Here is an 18,119-nt window from a genome sequence, read left to right on the forward strand (position 1 = left end):
ACTATTACGTAGCTTTTCGAAACAAAACTTTTTGTCCCTTCGATTTCTTCCCGTATCCAAATGTCGCAGTGTACACTCCACAAACGATAAAAACAGCTCCAATTATTTGAATAGCTGTTACACTTTTCTGCAATATAATATAGCCTACCACCATCGTAACGAATGGTTCTAAATTTAAAAACATGGCTGCTGTTGATGCTTGTGCTTTTCTCAATTGATTATTCCAAGCCAATGTACAAATTCCATGCATAAGTATTGCTGTCACAATAAGAAGCGACCAACTCTCTATAGAGTATTTCAACGTTATGTGAGAAAAGGTAAAAGCAAGAAACGGTAGCATAATTAAAAAACCAAAAATTGAAGAAAAGAATGTAATCAAAAACATATCTTCTCTGTTCCCCAATTTCCGAATTAAAACGATAGATAAAGAAAAAGATAGCATCGTTATAAAAATCCATATTAACCCTTCTGAAAAGACAAACCTCTGCCCAACACCAATTACAAAAAACACTCCAAAAGTAGCAATTCCCCCTCCTATTACTAACTTAGCTGTTAACGGTTCGTTTAAAATAAATACCGCTAAAATAGAAGTCATGACAGGAGTAAGTGCTAATATTAGCGCAGCTGTTGTTGGATCTGCTGTTTGTAACCCTTCATAAAAAGACCATTGATTAATCGCGACACCTATGACTCCAATTAATAATACACCTTTCATTTCATTCTTTTCTATATATAAGCCTTTCTTACACATAATAGCGTACGCTAGAAAAAACAAATTAATAAATAGTAAGCGAAGTGTCGTTAACAACACCGGATGAAATGTATTCACTAAAATCGCACCAAATATAAAATTACTCCCCCAAACTACTACACATATAAACAGTAATATATATGTACGTGTCATCTATTCCCCTCCTTTTCTCGTAAAAAAGAAGGATTCCTATTCTTTCATTAGGAACCCTTGAAAAAATATATATAAAGTGAAACTTTAATCAGTGGGGGTTTTGTTCATCCCCCACTGATTATTAGTTGAACCAATCGGACTTTTACGGACAGTTGATCCCCCACCTAACTTCTTTGCTTCCGCTGAATTTTGAGGTGGGGGTCTTACTGCCCGTTAAAGCGGGATAAATTAGGGAGATACGTAAATTAAATCAATACGCCTTGAACATGTTGCAAGGAACCTGCTACTATTTTTCCACCTTTCATCACAGCAGGTCGCTGTGCACGTCTAGCTATCGCTTCTGCTGAACAAGTAGCTTGTAAGAAAACAAAATCAGCTTTATCTCCTACTTTAGGCCAAACTTGATTTCCGTCTTGATCCAATGGCGTTTTTCCACCTGTAATATAAGTTAAAGAAGAAGCTAAAGACTTTTCATCAATCCAGCGATACTTTTCCGCTAAACGCCCTACTCTTTCAAAAATATCAGCATTTCCAAATGGTCCCCATGAATCAAACATACTATCGCAACCTAAAGAAACGGAAACACCCTTTTCTGTAAGTAATGGTACTGGCGGCATATTTCTGTTAATTGGTACCGTCGTAATAATAGACATTCCTCTTTCAGCTAATAAGTCTGCCATATCTGCTCCTTCTTCTTTAGATACATCTCCTAGGCTAAACGCATGACTGACCGCAACACGTCCGTCCCAACTAGCCTCCTCTGTATACTGAGCTAACTTTTTAATTGTATAAATACCTAAATGCCCTGCATCATGTAAATGCAAATCAACATCGGCATTTGCTTCTACAGCAATTTCCATCATATCAAAAAGTGATTTTTCAATATTATTATCTACAGTAGCTGGATCTACACCACCTACTAAAGTTGCGCCCATTTTCATCGCTTCTCTCATAAGAGAATGCGCTTCTGTACGAAGTAAACCATGCTGCGGGAATGCTACGATTTCATATGTAAACGCATCTTTCATATTCTCTAAAGTTTGACGTACAGATTCTAAGTTTTTAAGACCGATATACGGATCAATATTTACATGCGTTCGTATATGAGTCGAACCAGCATTTAAAATGTTGCTTAGTAATAACTCTGCTCTCTCTCCAGTTGTTTGAGCTAAAATTGGTAACTCTTGCTGTTCTAACTCTAATCTCTCAATAATATTTTTTACTGGTGTACATGCTTCCCATGGACCACCAAGTCTTGTCTTATCAAGGTGAAAATGATTTTCCACAAACGACGGAAGAACAAGCAATTCTTTCGCATCTTTCATTTCATATTCCGTTTGAAGCGGTACATCCGCAAGTACAATCTTTGCAATCTTTCCATCTTGTATAAGTAAATGATGCAAAGCTGTTTCTGTACCTGTAACTACTTCATTATTAAACTTGTAACCTGTTTCTAATCGTACATTCGTTAACCAATACACATTTTGCATTTCAATCATCCTCTCAAACAAGATTATTTATAGCCGTTTTTTCCAAACTACCAGCAACAACATTCCCTTTATATAAAACCGCACAGCGCTCTGTTTGTCTTGCTACTACCTCGGCTGAACATGATGCTTCTGTAAAGACGATATTTGCTTCATCCCCAATTTTTGGCCATTGACGATTTCCTTGATCATCTAATATAGATTTCCCACCCGTAATAAACTGAAGTGCTTTCCCTAAAGAGCGCTCATCAATCCATCTAAATCTCTCCGCTAGACAATTTGCCTTTTGCAACATATCTCCTGTCCCAAACGGAGACCAATGATCAGTTATACTATCATTTCCTAGCGAAACTTTTACACCTTTACGATTTAATAACGGAACTGGAATTACATGTCTACTAATTGGAACTGTTGACGTTATATCAATACCTAATGCCGCAAGTCGTTCAGCCATTTCCTCCGCTTCTTCTACAGATACATCTCCAAGTCCAAGAGCATGACTAATCGTAACTCTTCCTTGCCACCCTGCTTCTTCTGTTAGTGCAGCTAATCTCTTCATTGTAAATGTTCCAAGTTGATCCGCATCATGTAAATGAATATCAATGTCTGAATCAAACTCTACTGCAATATCCATAATTGTATTCAATGATTTTTCAATATTACCATCTACTGTGGCTGGGTCTACTCCACCTACTAAATGAGCTCCCATACGCATAGCATCTTTTACAAGCCCTACGGAATTACTTCTTAACAAACCGTGTTGCGGGAATGCTACAATTTTTGCTGATAACTTATCTTTATATGTTTCCAGTGCCGCAATCGTTGCTTCTAAATTCCCAAGACCAATTACAGGATCAATATTGCAATGTGTTCGAATATTTGTCGCTCCATTTTCAAGAAGTAATTGCAACATTTTCTCCGCTCTACTCTTTGCAGTTTCTAATTGCTTCGGAAGAATAGTTTGCTCCTCATGAATACGAGTGAATATACTTTTTACTGGTGTACATGCTTTCCATGGTCCACCATAATACGTTTTATCAATATGAATATGCATTTCTTCAAATGCTGGTAATGCCAGTAAACCATTTGCATTTACTACTTCACCATCTTGCTCTGATACAATTCCAGGTAATATGTTCGTAATCTTTCCATCTTCAATAAATAAACTACAAATTTCTGTTTCTGTACTTGTAATTCGCGCTTCCTCATATACGTACCCACATTCAAGTTTTACATTCGTTAACCAATATTGTGATTTCACACTCACTTTGTCAATCTCCCTTCGCAATATGATTTTTCTACTTACAAACGAAACAAAAACAGATAAAAATTTCTATCAGTGTAAAATCATTTTTACACTGATAGAATTTTCTATTTTACTGTAGTTCTACACCTTCCAGTCGCAAATACCCAGATGGATCAATCCAAAATCCTTTTATATTTTTCGTAGTTGCCGCAATATGATTAATCCCTCGAATTGGTACTAGTAAAGCATCCTTTAATTCAATCTCTTGTAACTGTTTGTATAATTCTTTTCTCTTCGTCTCATCTTTTTCTTTTCTAGCTTCTTCTATTAATTTATCTACTTCCGGATTACTATAGAAAAATTGGTTACCAGTTGCTCCGTGTGAACTAGAATGGAATAAATTATATTGATTATAGTCACCATCACCTGTTGCGTTTCCCCATCCTCCAACAAACATCGCATGTTCTGATTTATTCGTTGCAGCTAAAAACGCACCATATTCCATAACTTTAATTTCTACATCAACGCCAATCCCTTTTAATTGAGATTGAATTACTTCCACTAACGCCATTCTAACTTTGCTGTCATTCGTCCAAATTGTTGTTTTAAATCCATTTGGATAACCAGCATCTGCTAATAATTTTTTCGCAGTATTAATGTCATACTTATATCCTTTTACGTCTTTCGTATAACCGAACACTTTAGGAGTCATTACGGAGTTTATTTCAGTCCCAACATTGTTATATACCCCTTTTAAAATCCCTTTCGTTTCAATTGCATGTGCAATCGCTTGACGAACGAGCGGGTTGTCAAATGGCTTTTTCTGTACATTAAATCCAATATATTCTACACCTAAACCTTCATTTTCAATTAACTCCATAGATGGTGAATTTTTCACACGTTCTACTTCAGTTACAGGTAAATTCTCTGCAATGTGAGCTTCACTAGTTTCAATCATTCCAATACGTGTTGCATCTTCTGGTACTACTTTGAATACCACTTCATCAATCTTTGATTTTTCACCCCAATAATTTTTATTCTTTTCAAGGCGAATTTCTTCACCTGGTTTCCATGATTTAAAAGTATATGGACCTGTCCCAACCGGATGCTGCGCTAAGCCTTTCCCTTTTTCATCAATTGCCTTCGGACTTAAAATACTTCCTTCATTACTTGCGAAAATAGATAAAAGAGGTGAGTATGGGTATTTCAATACGAACTGTACTGTATATTCATCAATTACTTTTATTTCTTGAATCATGGAATAAACAGTTGCTCGATTTGAACCTACTTTCGGGTCTAATACACGTTCAAAGTTTTTCTTTACTGCCTCAGCATTAAATGGTGCACCATCTTGGAATGTCACTCCTTGTTGCAACTTAAATTCCCAATTTAAATCATCAATTTGTTTCCATTCCTTTGCTAACATCGGCTTAAAATCCATGTTTTTATCTCGCTGTACAAGATTTTCATATACTTTATGGTACACAACACTTGCGGAAGGGATGTTTGTAATAAAATGCGGATCTAAATTATCAGCATCTGACAGTCTAGCAATTGTTAAAACACCGCCTTCTTTTGTTCCATTGCTTCCTGATCCTTCATTTCCTGTCTTCGTATTAGATGAACACCCCGCTAGAAAAACTGAAAGACATAAAATTGTGATAAAACAAATCACAAGTCCCCTTTTGAATCTCATCGCCCTTCCCCCTCCACTTTCTTTTATCTCTACATCCTAAAGTGAAACCTTACATCTAGCTTTCTATCCCCTACTTTCTAATAGCAGATCATTCCACCACCCTTTCTTTTTCAATTTCGTCTATGTATTTGTAATTATAAATAACTTTGCGAAAAAAGTTTTTAAACATCTTTACTTCTATTTGCACTTTCTTTACTTATTGAATTTTCTGAATTATTTTGAAACATCTTTACTTCTATTTGCACTTTCTTTACTTATTGTTTTAAACTCGTTGACTTGTTTTAATTTTCTGATAATTTAATCATAAAGAAAGAAAGAAAGGGAGGTATAAAAAATGGAAGTTCGTCTTTCTAAAGAAGAAAATACTTCTTTGCAAACAATTCAAACGAAGAACACATCGAAATGGATCATTAGCTATCGAAAACTGAAAAAAAATAAGATGGCATTTATCGGGGGTATTATCGTTCTTTTCTATATTTTAATAGCTATATTTGCCCCATTGTTAGCACCCTACAATCCATTTGATATTCAGTTAGTTAACAAATTACAACCACCATCTATGGAACATTGGATGGGAACAGATGATAAAGGCAGAGATATTTTAAGCCGCCTTTTACACGGGACACGCCTTTCGTTACTTGTTGGATTTTCTTCTGTATTTATAGGGGCATTGTTCGGCATTATTCTTGGTATCATTTCTGGTTATTACGGTGGATGGTTTGACACAATCATTATGCGAATCATTGATATTATGCTAGCTTTCCCTGGTATTTTACTTGCTCTTGCCATTGTAGGCGCACTAGGACCAAGTCTTGTGAACGTAATTATCGCTATTGGCTTTTTCTCAATCCCTATGTTCGCTCGTATCGTTAGAGCTTCTACATTAACAGTAAAAAAATTAGAGTATATCGATGCTATAAGAGCACTAGGGGCAAATGATTTTACTATTATTATGAAACACATATTCCCTAATATCTTATCACCTATTATCGTCCAAGCTACTTTACGCTTAGCTACAGCAATTTTATCTGCAGCTGGATTATCATTTTTAGGACTTGGAGCGCAACCACCTTCACCTGAATGGGGTGCCATGTTAAGTAATGGGCGCGACTTTTTATTTACCGCACCACATATTGCAATGTTTCCTGGAATCGCAATGTCTACACTCGTAATCGGTTTAAACATGTTTGGTGACGGATTACGTGATGCACTAGATCCGAGACTTAAAAAATAGAAAGGGGCATTATACATGCTAATGTTTATTTTTCGTAGAATACTACAATTAATTCCCGTTCTTTTCGGCGTTGTATTCGTCGTTTTCTTAATTATGCAAATGGTACCCGGTGACCCAGCTCTCCTTATCGCTGGTGAAGGAGCATCAAAAGAAACTGTCGAGCAAATACGCCATCAATTAGGATTAGACAAACCCTTTATCATGCAATATTTCTCTTATATCGGAAATATATTACAAGGAGATTTCGGGGTTTCAATTCGTTCTAACCGCCCAGTGTTAGACGAAGTATTAATCCGCCTTCCAATCACTATTGAACTCGCACTGTGTAGTATCGTCATTACAGTTGTAATTGGGATGATTGCTGGTATCATCTCTGCTACAAAGCAATATTCTTGGACAGATGTTTCTATTATGATTATCGCTTTGTTAGGTGTCTCATTACCAAGCTTTTGGTTTGGACTTATGCTCATTTTCTACTTCTCTGTCCAAATTCAAATATTCCCGGTTTCTGGTTGGGGAACTTGGATGCACATGGTTTTACCAGCACTTACACTTGGTGCATCTGGCGCAGCAATTGTAGCACGTATGACTCGCTCAAGTATGCTTGATGTTATACGCCAAGATTATATACGAACAGCAAGAGCAAAAGGGGTAAAAGAAAGAGTTGTTATATATAAACATGCTTTGAGAAACGCATTAATTCCCGTTATTACTGTTGTTGGATTACAATTTGGTGCCCTTTTAGGCGGTACAGTTTTAGTAGAATCAGTTTTTGCTATAAATGGACTTGGAAGATTGATCGTAGACGCCATCCGAATGAGAGACTTACCAATGTTACAAGGAGGCGTATTAATCGCCTCGGTCATCTTCGTTCTAGTCAATCTTATTGTTGATATTTTATACCGTCATTTCAATAAACGTATTGAGCTTAATTAAGGGGGTGCACAAACATGAATAAAAAGGAAGAGGTATTACAAGTTAAAGATTTAAAAACACATTTCTTTACAGACGAAGGTGTAAGCAAAGCGGTTGATGGTTTAAATTTCTCTGTTTCTAAAGGAGAAACACTCGGCATCGTAGGTGAATCTGGTTGTGGGAAGAGTATCACTTCTCTATCCATTATGAGATTAATTGACCGAGAAAGCGGCAGTAAAATTGAGGGGAGCATTTTATTTAAAGGAAAAGATTTATTACAACAAAACGAAGCTGAAATGCGTGCAATTCGCGGAAATCAAATCTCAATGATTTTCCAAGAACCAATGACATCTTTGAATCCAGTATATTCTGTTGGGGAACAGATCGCAGAAGCAATTCGTATCCATCAAAAATTAAATAAAAAGGAAGCTTGGAATAAAGCCGTAGATATGTTGAAACTAGTTGGAATTCCTTCTCCTGAAAAGCGTGCAAAACAAGAGCCTCATGAACTAAGCGGAGGAATGCGACAACGCATTATGATTGCAATGGCACTTGCTTGCAATCCAGATTTACTCATTGCAGACGAACCAACAACTGCTCTTGATGTAACAATTCAAGCCCAAATATTATCACTTATGAAATCACTTCAAAAACAACTCGGTATGGGAATTATCATGATTACACATGACTTAGGAGTCGTGTCAGAAACATGCGATAGAGTCGCCGTTATGTACGCTGGAAAAATCGTCGAATATGCAGATATCGAGCATATATTTACTAGTCCAAAACATCCTTATACAATCGGACTTCTTCAATCTCTTCCAAGACTCGATACAGACCAAGAAGAGTTACAAACTATTCCTGGATCCGTACCGAGTCCATACCATATGCCGAGCGGATGTCGCTTTGCTGATAGATGCACACATGCAAAAGAACTATGTCACAATACTCTTCCAGAACTTCAACTCACACAAGATGGAAGTAAAGTTCGATGCTGGATGTTTACAGACCTTTGGGATAAATCATCTTCAGAAAAATTGGAGGTATTATAATATGTCTACTGCTACGCAAATAAATAAAAAAGAGTTATTACAAGTACAAAACTTAAAACAATACTTCCCTATAAAAAAAGGAATTCTAGGACGCTCTATTAACTATATTAAAGCGGTTGACGATATTAGCTTTACAATTTACGAAAAGGAAACTGTTAGTATTGTTGGTGAATCTGGTTGCGGAAAATCCACCACTGGGCGTGCAATATTACGCCTTGATGAAGCAACAAGTGGAAAAATTATTTTTCAAGACAAGGATTTACTAGAATTAAATAACTCAGCAATGCGAAAGGTTCGAAAAGATTTACAAGTTATTTTTCAAGATCCCTTTGCTTCTTTAAACCCTAGGCAAACTGTAGGGAGCATTTTAGAAGAAGCTATAGCCATTCAAAACGTATGCCCAAAAGGTGAAAGAATGGCGAAAGTTATTGAGCTGCTCGGGAAAGTTGGTCTTCCACCTGATGCAGTGAAGCGCTATCCACATGAATTTAGCGGTGGTCAACGGCAAAGAATCGGAATCGCACGCGCCTTAGCTGTTAATCCAAAACTCATTATTTGTGACGAGGCTGTCTCCGCCTTAGATGTTTCAGTGCAAGCACAAGTTTTAAATTTATTAAAGCAGTTGCAACAACAATACGGGTTAACATATTTATTCATCTCTCACGACTTAGCTGTCGTTCGTCACATATCAGATCGCATCATTGTAATGTACCTTGGTACCATTGTGGAGATTGCCGATAAACATTCTCTTTTTAACAATCCGCAACACCCTTACACAAAAGCGCTTCTCTCAGCAATTCCTACCATTAGTGCAGGAACGAAAAAAGAACGCATTGAACTTAAAGGAGACCTCCCCTCTCCTCTAAACCCGCCAAAAGGCTGTCGTTTTCATACTCGTTGTCCGTATGCCATTGAAAAATGTGCTACGCAGCAACCAAGTTTTCAATCTATAAGCGAAGGTCATAAAGTAGCCTGTCATATCATTTGATCCGAGTCTGAATAATAGAAACATTTACAACGCTTTAGTATAATAATAAAAAACAAGATTGAGGTATGTATGTTAACTTATGAAGCATTTGCTGTATTAATAACTATACTTGTCTTAGCTCCAATTTTTGGAGCTATTATTTTATTATGTTTATTTATTTTTGAAAAACGAATCGATTTACTAGAAAGTGAAAAGAAAAAAATAGCACTGGAACGAGAGTTGCAACAGTCTTTATATCATCAACTTACGCAACAAATTCAGCCTCATTTTTTATTCAATACATTAAATACAATTTTGAGCTTAGCTCGTCTACAGAGAACAGATGAAGTTGTCAAATCACTCGAGATCTTTTCTCTATTTTTGAAAGGAAAATATAAAACAACAGATTTGTTAATTCCAATCTCTGAAGAACTGGCTTATACGAATTATTATATTGAGATTCAAAAAATGCGGTTTCGCTCGAGACTTTCAATAAATATTACTTCTTCTGAAGATTTACAGAATGCTTATATTCCACCTTTCGTTATTCAAACGTTAGTTGAGAATTCTTTTAAACACGGTCTTGAAAAAAAAGCTGGTCAAGCTATTTTAAATATTCATCTACACAATACAAATAACCGAATTACACTTCTAGTATCCGACAACGGTACTCAAAACGAACCATTTACTTCCCATACGGAAGAAAGCGGATACGGACTTGAAAATATAAAACAACGATTTCAGTTATTCTTTCAAGAACAAACTACATTCTCTTTCCTCTCTACAAAAGAGAATGGCACGAAAGTAGAAATCACATGGCCTTTCATCACAGAAAAAAACACAGAGGAGGTAATACAAAAATGAACGTGCTATTAGTAGATGACGAACCACTGGAACTGGAACAATTAGAATTTCTTATCCACCGTCAGTTCCCTAATTGGACATTACATCTAGCTTTAGATGCGGCTGAAGCTTTACGTATAAATGAAAAATTCTCAATTCATTTGGCACTTTTAGATATTCACCTTCCGGGCATATCCGGCCTACAACTAGGTGAGAAATTAAAAAATAATAACTCTAACCTCGATATCATTATTGTAACCGCATATCAAAATTTCGATTATGCAAAACAATCTATTCGTCTAGGCGTTATTGACTACATAACAAAGCCAATTATAGAGAAAGAACTCATCGATATATTACAAAAGTACAAAGGAGATGCTAATACCCCTTCCTACTCACGTATTATTCAAGATACATTAGACATCATCCATGAAACTTTTCATGACAAACTACACTTAGCAGACATCGCAACTAAAGTACATACAAATCCGACTTATTTAAGCCGAAAATTCCATGAAGAAGTAGGGGTTTCATTTTCCGGATATATCATGCAATATCGGATTGAAATGTCACAGAAATATTTAATGGAACACCCACATTGGTGTATCTCTCAAATCTCTGAAAGATCTGGTTTTAATAGTCAGCATTATTTCAGCACTGTTTTTCGTAAGATGACCGGAATGACTCCGAAAGAATATAGAGGCGAGGGATAAATTGTGAAGAAAAACAACTCAGCTTTCACACCTTTACAATTAGGCATTGGAACTGGTACTGTTCTTTTATTATCTAAATGGGTCGCAAGTATATCGACGCTCGCTTTACCTGAATCGATTATTAATTATGGGCTAATCGCTGGTATTCTTTATGCGATGATTGGCCCTTTTACTCTTATTTTATTGGGGATTTTAATAAAAAAAATACGTTCTACATTCCCAGAAGGAGAATCCATTCACGATTACTTATCTTATAAACTTTCTCGCAAAGGATATATAATTGTATGCTCTTTCCTTGTTCTATTAAGTATAGAAAGTATGTTCATTCAAACGAAAGTTGCTAGTATTTTACTTAATGTTTTTTTCCATATTCCATATACATTGGGTTCTTTCCTTTTCATTACCCTTTGTACAATATTCGTAATATTAAGTAACGCTAAGCTATTTACTAAAATGGCTATTATGCAAACTGTATTAATGTTTTCTACTATGATCATTATTCCAATTTATTTTTTTGTGCAAGATGGCATTACCCATGTATACGATGGAATCCGCTTATATCACCCGTACTTGCTATTTTATGAAAATAGAAATGGAATATATTTTCTTACTGCCGGTATTCTCATTGAAACAGGAAGAGTATTAATAAGCCCTGCATCTTGGGATAAAGCTTTCCGTATTCATCCTAAAAAAATTATTCCAACTTTTTTACTATCAGGATTTATATGGATTACTATCCCTTTGGCATTCGCTTCTCTAATTATGATAGTTATCTTTAGTGGGAGCTTAGATCATTTATACGATCTTCTAGTCCAGCTTCCAAAAAAAATAGAATTTACCATTTTATTTTATCTGCTCGTTATCGGTTCGTTAAGCGCAATAACTTCTAGTTTTATTTCTTGGATACATGGATTTACTAAACTCATTCGAGATTTTATACCGATGATACCTACAAAAATAAATTTCAAATTATATACAACTCATTTTATTTCTATCACTATCGGATTTTTAGCTTTTTTCATTACAATTACTACAAACTATACGATTTTAGAAATTATTTTTTTCTTTGGTATTCTTTATACATCTCTTATCATCACAATATTATTCGTTATTTTCAGCAAGCAAAAAATCAGCATCATTATACCGCTCATCTCGATTATTGGTGCTCTTACCGGTTATGTAGTTTACTTCTTAATCGGTCCTTTAACGAGCATTTGGGTTAGTATAGCGGTTACTCTTTCACTAAGTATTTGTTTTCTGTTTTCACATTGGATACATCAACAATTCAACTATAAAATGAAACAATAATATGAGGCCTTTTTGGTAGCTTAAATTTTGCTACCTAAGGCCTTTTTATTTTTATCGCAAACTATTATACTGCGCTATAAATTAGATTTATTGTTTATATGACCTCACATCTAAATTTTAAAATACGGTTCACTTTATAAAAAAATGTCATACAACCTCATAGTCTCCTCATAGATTTCCATATAGAATAGAAGTATATAGTTTGCTATAAAAAGGAGTTGATCGTAATATGTCAAAAAAATTATATAAATCCGAAACTGATAAAATGCTATTTGGTATATGCGGTGGTTTAGGAGAATATTTTGATATTAGCTCTACTCTCATTCGCATACTTTGGGTCATTGCAGTTTTATGTTTTGGGACGGGGTTTTTAGTTTATTTTATTTGTTTATTACTTATGCCACGCTCTTACTAATAACATTCTTTCGTATATTTGAGCATAGTGTATACAAAATCCCCTATAGATTTTTCTATAGGGGATTTTTTCATGAAGAATATTTCATCGTTAAATGTAATACCGCCACTTCATCTTCTTCATTCTTATAACTATGTTTCTTATTCGCTTCAAATTGAATAGAGTCAAACTCATTTAATTCGTAAACATCGCTTTCTACTTGAATCGATACTTTTCCTTTCATTACCGTTACAAGCTCAATAGCACCTTCATGATGAGCTTCTGGTTCATATATACTATTCGACCTTAAACAAGCACGATGCATTTCCATACCCGTTTCTTTCGTATAACGGAACATTGTTTCTAAATGCCATGCTTGTCCTACGTCTACTGCAAATCCTTCTCCGCAGCGCGCAACCGCTACAGGTTCTCCAACAACCATCAATCTCGATAAAGGAATCGATAACCCTTTCGTTATTTTCCAAATGACAGCTAACGTCGGATTCGTTTCGCCTCTTTCAATCTTTCCTAATGTTAATTTACTAACCCCTGTTTTTTGAGCTAATTCTTCTAAACTTAATTTTTGTTCATTTCGAATTTGCCTTAATAACTGACCTACTTGCTGAATGACTTCTTTCGTTTGCATATCTTCATGTTCTTTCATCTATAAAACCACCTTAAAATATAAAATAGTTTACTTTTATCTAGATAAAGTATATTATACTATACATAATCATTAAATTCCGAAAGGAGTGCTATACTTCATGCGCGCAATTTTATTAGGCCTTTTATCATCAGCCTTTTTTTCCGCAACTTTTATTATAAATCGAGCGATGAATGTATCTGGAACGAGCTGGGCTTGGACAGCTTCCTTCCGTTTTTTATTTGCTCTCCCTATTTTATTCCTTATCGTTTTATTTCGCAAAAACTTAAGGGAGTTATGGGAAGAATTAAAGAAACATCCATTGGCTTGGATCGGGTGGGGTTCTGTTGCTGGTATTGGTTTCTATTCTTTATTAAGTTTTGCAGCTGTCTTTTCTCCAGCTTGGCTCGTTGCTGGAACTTGGCAAGTTACTATATTAGCAGGTTTACTACTCTCGCCATTATTTTTCGTTAAAATAGAAACGAAATCAGGTACGAAACTTGTACGCGGAAAAATTCCACTTCGTAGTTTATACGTTGCATTATTTATTTTACTTGGTGTAATTTGTATGCAAGCAACTGCAGCAGGTCACATTACAATGACTCAGTTTATTTCAGGTTTTTTACCTGTCGTGTTAGCTGCTTTCTTATATCCGTTCGGTAACCGAAAAATGATGGAACTTGTTGGTGGGCGCCTTGATACATTCCAACGTGTATTAGGAATGGCAATAGGCAGTCTTCCTATAACAATTTTACTTGGTATATACGGATTTTCTACTACTGGTATTCCAACATCAAGCCAAATGCTACAAGGATTTTTGTTAGCATTATGTTCTGGCGTTATAGCGACAATGACATTTTTCTTTGCTACTGACTTAGCCAAAGATAATCTCGCTCTACTTGGAGCTGTTGAAGCAACGCAAGCTGGAACGATGGTCTTTACCGTGCTTGGCGAAATTGTTTTCTTAAATGGTTCATTTCCTGGCGGGCTTTCCCTACTTGGAATGATTATTATTATGTTAGGAATGGTTGCAAATAGCATTTTAAACCGTTCTGTTCCAGTCGTTAAACAGAAAAAAACAGCATAAAAAAAGAGTATGGTTCTGTAACAAAGAACTATACTCTTTTTTATTGTCCCCCTATTGCGCCTTATCAGAATAGTATTTCATTAACGGTTTATACTAAAACCTATGTTATAATACGGTTCATGCGCAACAATAGGAGGTAAATTATGTTAAAAAAAGCAATCGCTGAATTTATTGGTACGTTTGTACTAGTATTATTCGGAACTGGAGTAGCTGTCATTGGCGGCGGAATTGAAGGAATTGGAACATTAGGAATCGCTATGGCTTTCGGTCTATCTATTGTGGCTATGGCATATAGCATCGGAACAATTTCTGGATGTCACATTAACCCAGCAGTATCAGTAGCTATGTTCATCAATAAAAGAATGAACGCTATGGAACTTTGTTATTATGTATTAGCTCAAATTTTAGGTGGTTTATTAGGAACTGCAACGTTAGTAACAATTTTAAAATCTGCTAAAACACCTTTAGATAATTTAGGACAAAACGGTTTTGGAACTCTTGGTTTATCTGGAGCATTTCTAGTTGAATTTATTTTAACTTTCGTATTCATTTTAGTGATCGTTGCTGTAACAGGTAAAAAAGGAAGTTCTTCTCTAGCAGGATTAGTAATTGGTTTCACATTAGTTTTAGTTCACTTATTAGGTATTCCGTTAACTGGAACTTCTGTTAACCCAGCTCGTAGTATCGCCCCAGCTTTATTCGCTGGCGGAGAAGCCCTTTCTCAACTATGGGTATTCATCATCGCACCAATTCTTGGTGGTATCGTAGCAGCTATCGTAGGTAAATTCATTTTAAATACTGAAAAATAGAATTTTCAATATTTCTGAATAAAAAAAGGCGAGCCCTCATTATGAGGATGCTCGCTTTTTTACTCTTTCATTTTAGACTTTAAATTTGTAACTAGTTGATCTACCGTTACATTTGCAAGTACATTTTCCATCGCTTCTTGTGCTTGCATTAAAATAATTTCTAATACTGATTGAATATTAGCTCCTACTGGACATTCAATGTTGGGATTTTCATGGAAGGAAAATAGCTGTCCTTCTTCTACAACTTCCACTGCTTTATATACATCAAGTAATGTAATTTCTTCTAAATCACGAGCAAGTGTCGTACCACCTTTACCAGCTTGTACATCAACAAGTCCTGCTCTCTTCAACATTCCTGTAATGCGACGAATCACAACTGGATTTGTATTCACACTACCGGCAATCCATTCAGAGGTACAGCGAGAGTTTCGATCTATCGCAAGTAATGTCAGCATATGAACACCTACTGTAAAACGACTACTAATTCCCATCTGCACACCCTCCTTTTTATTCATTCTATTAAAAGACGACTCTTATTATTATATACTATTTTTAATTTATACATAAAGAAAAAGCATGATTTCATTAGGAAATCATGCTTTTCTCTCATTATTGACGCTTTATAAATTTCGCTAAGTCTTTAAATTTCACTTTGTCTGAGTAATTCATTACACCATTTACGTAAATGCGGCTTGTTAGCATATTGACGATAACAATAGTCACCAATAAAATGACTAACGTCACAATAATTTCTACAGTGCCCGCTTCACCAGATACAAGTCTTGAAAAAGTAACCATAGGTGTAAAGAATGGAATATATGAACTAACTATAGCTAATGTACTATTTGGATCAAATAATGATTTAAGACTAATAAAAAATGCCGCCATACCTAACATTGTAATTGGGAACGAAAGAGATTGCACATCCTCAATTTTTGATACAACAGCACCAACCGCTGCATATAGCATTGCGTATAGTAAGTAACCCGTAACAAAATACACAAAGAACATACTAATTACTACAGCATCCAATTTAGAAAAATCTAGTGTAAGTCCTATTAAGGATGCATTATCTAAATCCACCCACCCTAATAAATTTGGTACAAGAAAACCGAAAGAAGCAATAACAAGTAATAGTAAAGCACTAGAAACAATTGCTAAAATTTTGGCATGTAGCATTGTTAATGGTTTTACTTTCGGAAGCATTAACTCCATAACACGAGATGATTTTTCAGATGCCACAGTTGTTCCAATTGCAGCACCAAAGATAACAATAAACATATATAAAGCAAACGAGAAAACATAACCAATTCCAAAGGAAGATGCATGATCCTTTACTGCCTCTTGCTTTAACGGAATTTCCATCTGTAACTGTTTGGCTACTTCTGCAGATACATTATTTTTTTCGATCATTACCGCTGTATATTGTTCTTTTAAATAACTCGCCATAAGTGTAGCAGTTGATTGACTTGGAAAACCACTATACATATACGTCACTTCTGGAATACCATTCTTTTCTGTAATACGGAATAAACCGTCTAGATCCCCATCTTCTACTTGCTTACGTAACTCATTAAACTTATCCTTATTTTCTACCGTTACTTTAGCAGACGGGAGTAACTTTGTTACATCACTTTCTTGCACTTTATACGTATCACTTTCTGTTACTACAGCAAATTTATCTTTTCCTTTATCGTTATCAGCTGTGAAATGATTAAAGGCAAAAAGGCCAAACACAACTAAAAACAAAATCGCACTCGTAATTAATGATTTTTTAGATAAAAATGCTTCTCTAAAATAAAATGAAAATACGTGAGAAAATTTACGCATCGTTATTTCGCCCTCTCTACAAAGATTTCGTTTAACGTCGGCTCTAACATCTTAAATTGTCGTAAGGTAACACCTTGTTCTTGTAATTGTTGTAAAATGTTTAGAGCTTCTGCATCATCTTGTACTCGCACATAAAGAAGGCCTTGTTGTTTTTCATACGATACATGTATAGATTCTAATCCCTTCTCATTCACTTCTGTATCTTCAATCGTTAAATTACGAAAACCATATTGTTTTTTAATATCACTTAACTGGCCTTTTACGACTGCTTCGCCTTTTTTCAAAATACATACATGTTGGCAAAAAGCCTCTACTTGTTCCATACGATGACTAGATAAAATAATTGTCTTTCCGCTCTGTACTTGTTCTTCAATAATGCTAGCTAACATTCCAGCATTCACTGGATCCAGTCCGCTAAATGGCTCATCTAAAATGAGAAGTTCTGGATTATGAAGAAGAGCAGCAATTAATTGAATTTTTTGCTGGTTCCCTTTTGAAAGCTCTCCTGCTGTTTTAAATTTATATTCTGGTATTGCTAATCGATCTAACCAATGATCAATAGCAAGATCTACTTCTTTTTTCGTCATTCCTTCTAATCTACCAAAATATCGCAACTGGTCTATTACTCTACTTTTAGTATATAAACCTCTTTCTTCTGGTAAGTATCCTATCGTTACCCCACTAGTCCCAAATGGTTTTCCATCCCATGTAATAGAGCCTTCATTAGGCGTTAATAATCCGAGAAGCATTTTGATTGTCGTTGTTTTTCCTGCACCATTTCGTCCAAGTAATCCTAACACTTCACCTTTTGGTAACGAAATTTGCAAGCCGTTAACTGCTTTTGATTCCCCAAATTGTTTCGTTAAGTTTTGAATTTGTAAACTCAAAGTATAAAGCCTCCCCTTTAGTATCATTCATACTCTCTTTCAAAGACTATGTTTATTCAGGATAAAATATAGCACTACACTCCATCCTCTTATTATGTAGCATC

At 35.4% G+C, this 18,119-nt stretch carries 18 protein-coding genes; 10 read left to right on the forward strand and 8 right to left on the reverse strand.

Annotation, left to right across the window (positions count from 1 at the left end):
• Nucleotides 1–4 precede the first annotated feature (4 nt).
• From PSR14_RS24170 to PSR14_RS24185, 4 genes are all read right to left on the reverse strand, one after another.
• Complete coding sequence (locus PSR14_RS24170) at nucleotides 5–904, reverse strand: DMT family transporter (protein WP_000198921.1); 900 nt, start codon at nucleotides 902–904, stop codon at nucleotides 5–7.
• Between the two features lie 245 nt (nucleotides 905–1,149).
• Nucleotides 1,150–2,394, reverse strand: a complete 1,245-nt coding sequence (locus PSR14_RS24175; protein ID WP_001181865.1) for an amidohydrolase family protein — start codon at nucleotides 2,392–2,394, stop codon at nucleotides 1,150–1,152.
• A 13-nt stretch (nucleotides 2,395–2,407) separates the two neighbouring features.
• Nucleotides 2,408–3,658: an amidohydrolase family protein gene (locus tag PSR14_RS24180; RefSeq protein WP_000114203.1), complete on the reverse strand. Its 1,251-nt coding sequence runs from the start codon at nucleotides 3,656–3,658 to the stop codon at nucleotides 2,408–2,410.
• A 109-nt stretch (nucleotides 3,659–3,767) separates the two neighbouring features.
• The gene (locus PSR14_RS24185) at nucleotides 3,768–5,333 is read right to left on the reverse strand and encodes a glutathione ABC transporter substrate-binding protein (protein WP_001211304.1); all 1,566 of its coding nucleotides are present in this window, start codon (nucleotides 5,331–5,333) and stop codon (nucleotides 3,768–3,770) included.
• Nucleotides 5,334–5,667: 334 nt separating this feature from the next.
• Here PSR14_RS24185 and nikC point away from each other — a divergent pair, with 334 nt between their 5' ends.
• The 8 genes from nikC (at nucleotide 5,668) to PSR14_RS24225 (ending at nucleotide 12,780) form a co-directional block, all read left to right on the forward strand.
• Nucleotides 5,668–6,567, forward strand: coding sequence for a nickel transporter permease (gene nikC / locus PSR14_RS24190; RefSeq protein WP_000453816.1), 900 nt, complete (start codon nucleotides 5,668–5,670; stop codon nucleotides 6,565–6,567).
• 15 nt (nucleotides 6,568–6,582) lie between these two features.
• On the forward strand, nucleotides 6,583–7,503 hold the full coding sequence (gene nikB, locus PSR14_RS24195) for a nickel ABC transporter permease (RefSeq protein ID WP_000928487.1): 921 nt from the start codon (nucleotides 6,583–6,585) through the stop codon (nucleotides 7,501–7,503).
• 14 nt (nucleotides 7,504–7,517) lie between these two features.
• The gene (locus tag PSR14_RS24200) at nucleotides 7,518–8,534 is read left to right on the forward strand and encodes an ABC transporter ATP-binding protein (RefSeq protein ID WP_001034321.1); all 1,017 of its coding nucleotides are present in this window, start codon (nucleotides 7,518–7,520) and stop codon (nucleotides 8,532–8,534) included.
• A gap of 1 nt (nucleotide 8,535) precedes the next feature.
• On the forward strand, nucleotides 8,536–9,522 hold the full coding sequence (locus tag PSR14_RS24205) for an ABC transporter ATP-binding protein (RefSeq protein ID WP_000102013.1): 987 nt from the start codon (nucleotides 8,536–8,538) through the stop codon (nucleotides 9,520–9,522).
• Nucleotides 9,523–9,591: 69 nt separating this feature from the next.
• Nucleotides 9,592–10,365, forward strand: a complete 774-nt coding sequence (locus PSR14_RS24210) for a sensor histidine kinase (protein WP_000958967.1) — start codon at nucleotides 9,592–9,594, stop codon at nucleotides 10,363–10,365.
• Nucleotides 10,362–11,057, forward strand: a complete 696-nt coding sequence (locus PSR14_RS24215) for a response regulator (RefSeq protein ID WP_001101757.1) — start codon at nucleotides 10,362–10,364, stop codon at nucleotides 11,055–11,057. The genes PSR14_RS24210 and PSR14_RS24215 overlap by 4 nt, the downstream gene beginning before the upstream one ends.
• 3 nt (nucleotides 11,058–11,060) lie before the next feature.
• Nucleotides 11,061–12,365: a hypothetical protein gene (locus tag PSR14_RS24220; RefSeq protein WP_000740013.1), complete on the forward strand. Its 1,305-nt coding sequence runs from the start codon at nucleotides 11,061–11,063 to the stop codon at nucleotides 12,363–12,365.
• A 229-nt stretch (nucleotides 12,366–12,594) separates the two neighbouring features.
• Nucleotides 12,595–12,780 (forward strand): PspC domain-containing protein, encoded by a 186-nt coding sequence (locus PSR14_RS24225; RefSeq protein ID WP_000038791.1) that lies wholly within the window; start codon nucleotides 12,595–12,597, stop codon nucleotides 12,778–12,780.
• Between the two features lie 70 nt (nucleotides 12,781–12,850).
• On the opposite strand, the gene PSR14_RS24230 is transcribed toward PSR14_RS24225, so the two are convergent.
• Nucleotides 12,851–13,423 (reverse strand): helix-turn-helix domain-containing protein, encoded by a 573-nt coding sequence (locus PSR14_RS24230; RefSeq protein WP_000658051.1) that lies wholly within the window; start codon nucleotides 13,421–13,423, stop codon nucleotides 12,851–12,853.
• Nucleotides 13,424–13,523: 100 nt separating this feature from the next.
• On the opposite strand from PSR14_RS24230, the gene PSR14_RS24235 reads away from it, so the two are divergent.
• The gene (locus PSR14_RS24235; RefSeq protein ID WP_001201653.1) at nucleotides 13,524–14,489 is read left to right on the forward strand and encodes a multidrug resistance efflux transporter family protein; all 966 of its coding nucleotides are present in this window, start codon (nucleotides 13,524–13,526) and stop codon (nucleotides 14,487–14,489) included.
• A 143-nt stretch (nucleotides 14,490–14,632) separates the two neighbouring features.
• Nucleotides 14,633–15,298 (forward strand): MIP/aquaporin family protein, encoded by a 666-nt coding sequence (locus PSR14_RS24240; RefSeq protein ID WP_000913198.1) that lies wholly within the window; start codon nucleotides 14,633–14,635, stop codon nucleotides 15,296–15,298.
• Nucleotides 15,299–15,357: 59 nt separating this feature from the next.
• Here PSR14_RS24240 and PSR14_RS24245 read toward each other — a convergent pair whose 3' ends face one another.
• The 3 genes from PSR14_RS24245 to PSR14_RS24255 all read right to left on the reverse strand — a co-directional run bounded on the left by PSR14_RS24245 (nucleotide 15,358) and on the right by PSR14_RS24255 (nucleotide 18,015).
• Nucleotides 15,358–15,789: an Rrf2 family transcriptional regulator gene (locus tag PSR14_RS24245; RefSeq protein WP_000512998.1), complete on the reverse strand. Its 432-nt coding sequence runs from the start codon at nucleotides 15,787–15,789 to the stop codon at nucleotides 15,358–15,360.
• Between the two features lie 118 nt (nucleotides 15,790–15,907).
• Nucleotides 15,908–17,128, reverse strand: a complete 1,221-nt coding sequence (locus PSR14_RS24250; protein ID WP_001225004.1) for an ABC transporter permease — start codon at nucleotides 17,126–17,128, stop codon at nucleotides 15,908–15,910.
• A 2-nt stretch (nucleotides 17,129–17,130) separates the two neighbouring features.
• On the reverse strand, nucleotides 17,131–18,015 hold the full coding sequence (locus tag PSR14_RS24255; protein WP_000058124.1) for an ABC transporter ATP-binding protein: 885 nt from the start codon (nucleotides 18,013–18,015) through the stop codon (nucleotides 17,131–17,133).
• Nucleotides 18,016–18,119 lie beyond the last annotated feature (104 nt).

This window comes from Bacillus sp. A01H (genome assembly GCF_045277205.1).
GTDB classification, from domain to species: domain Bacteria; phylum Bacillota; class Bacilli; order Bacillales; family Bacillaceae_G; genus Bacillus_A; species Bacillus_A paranthracis.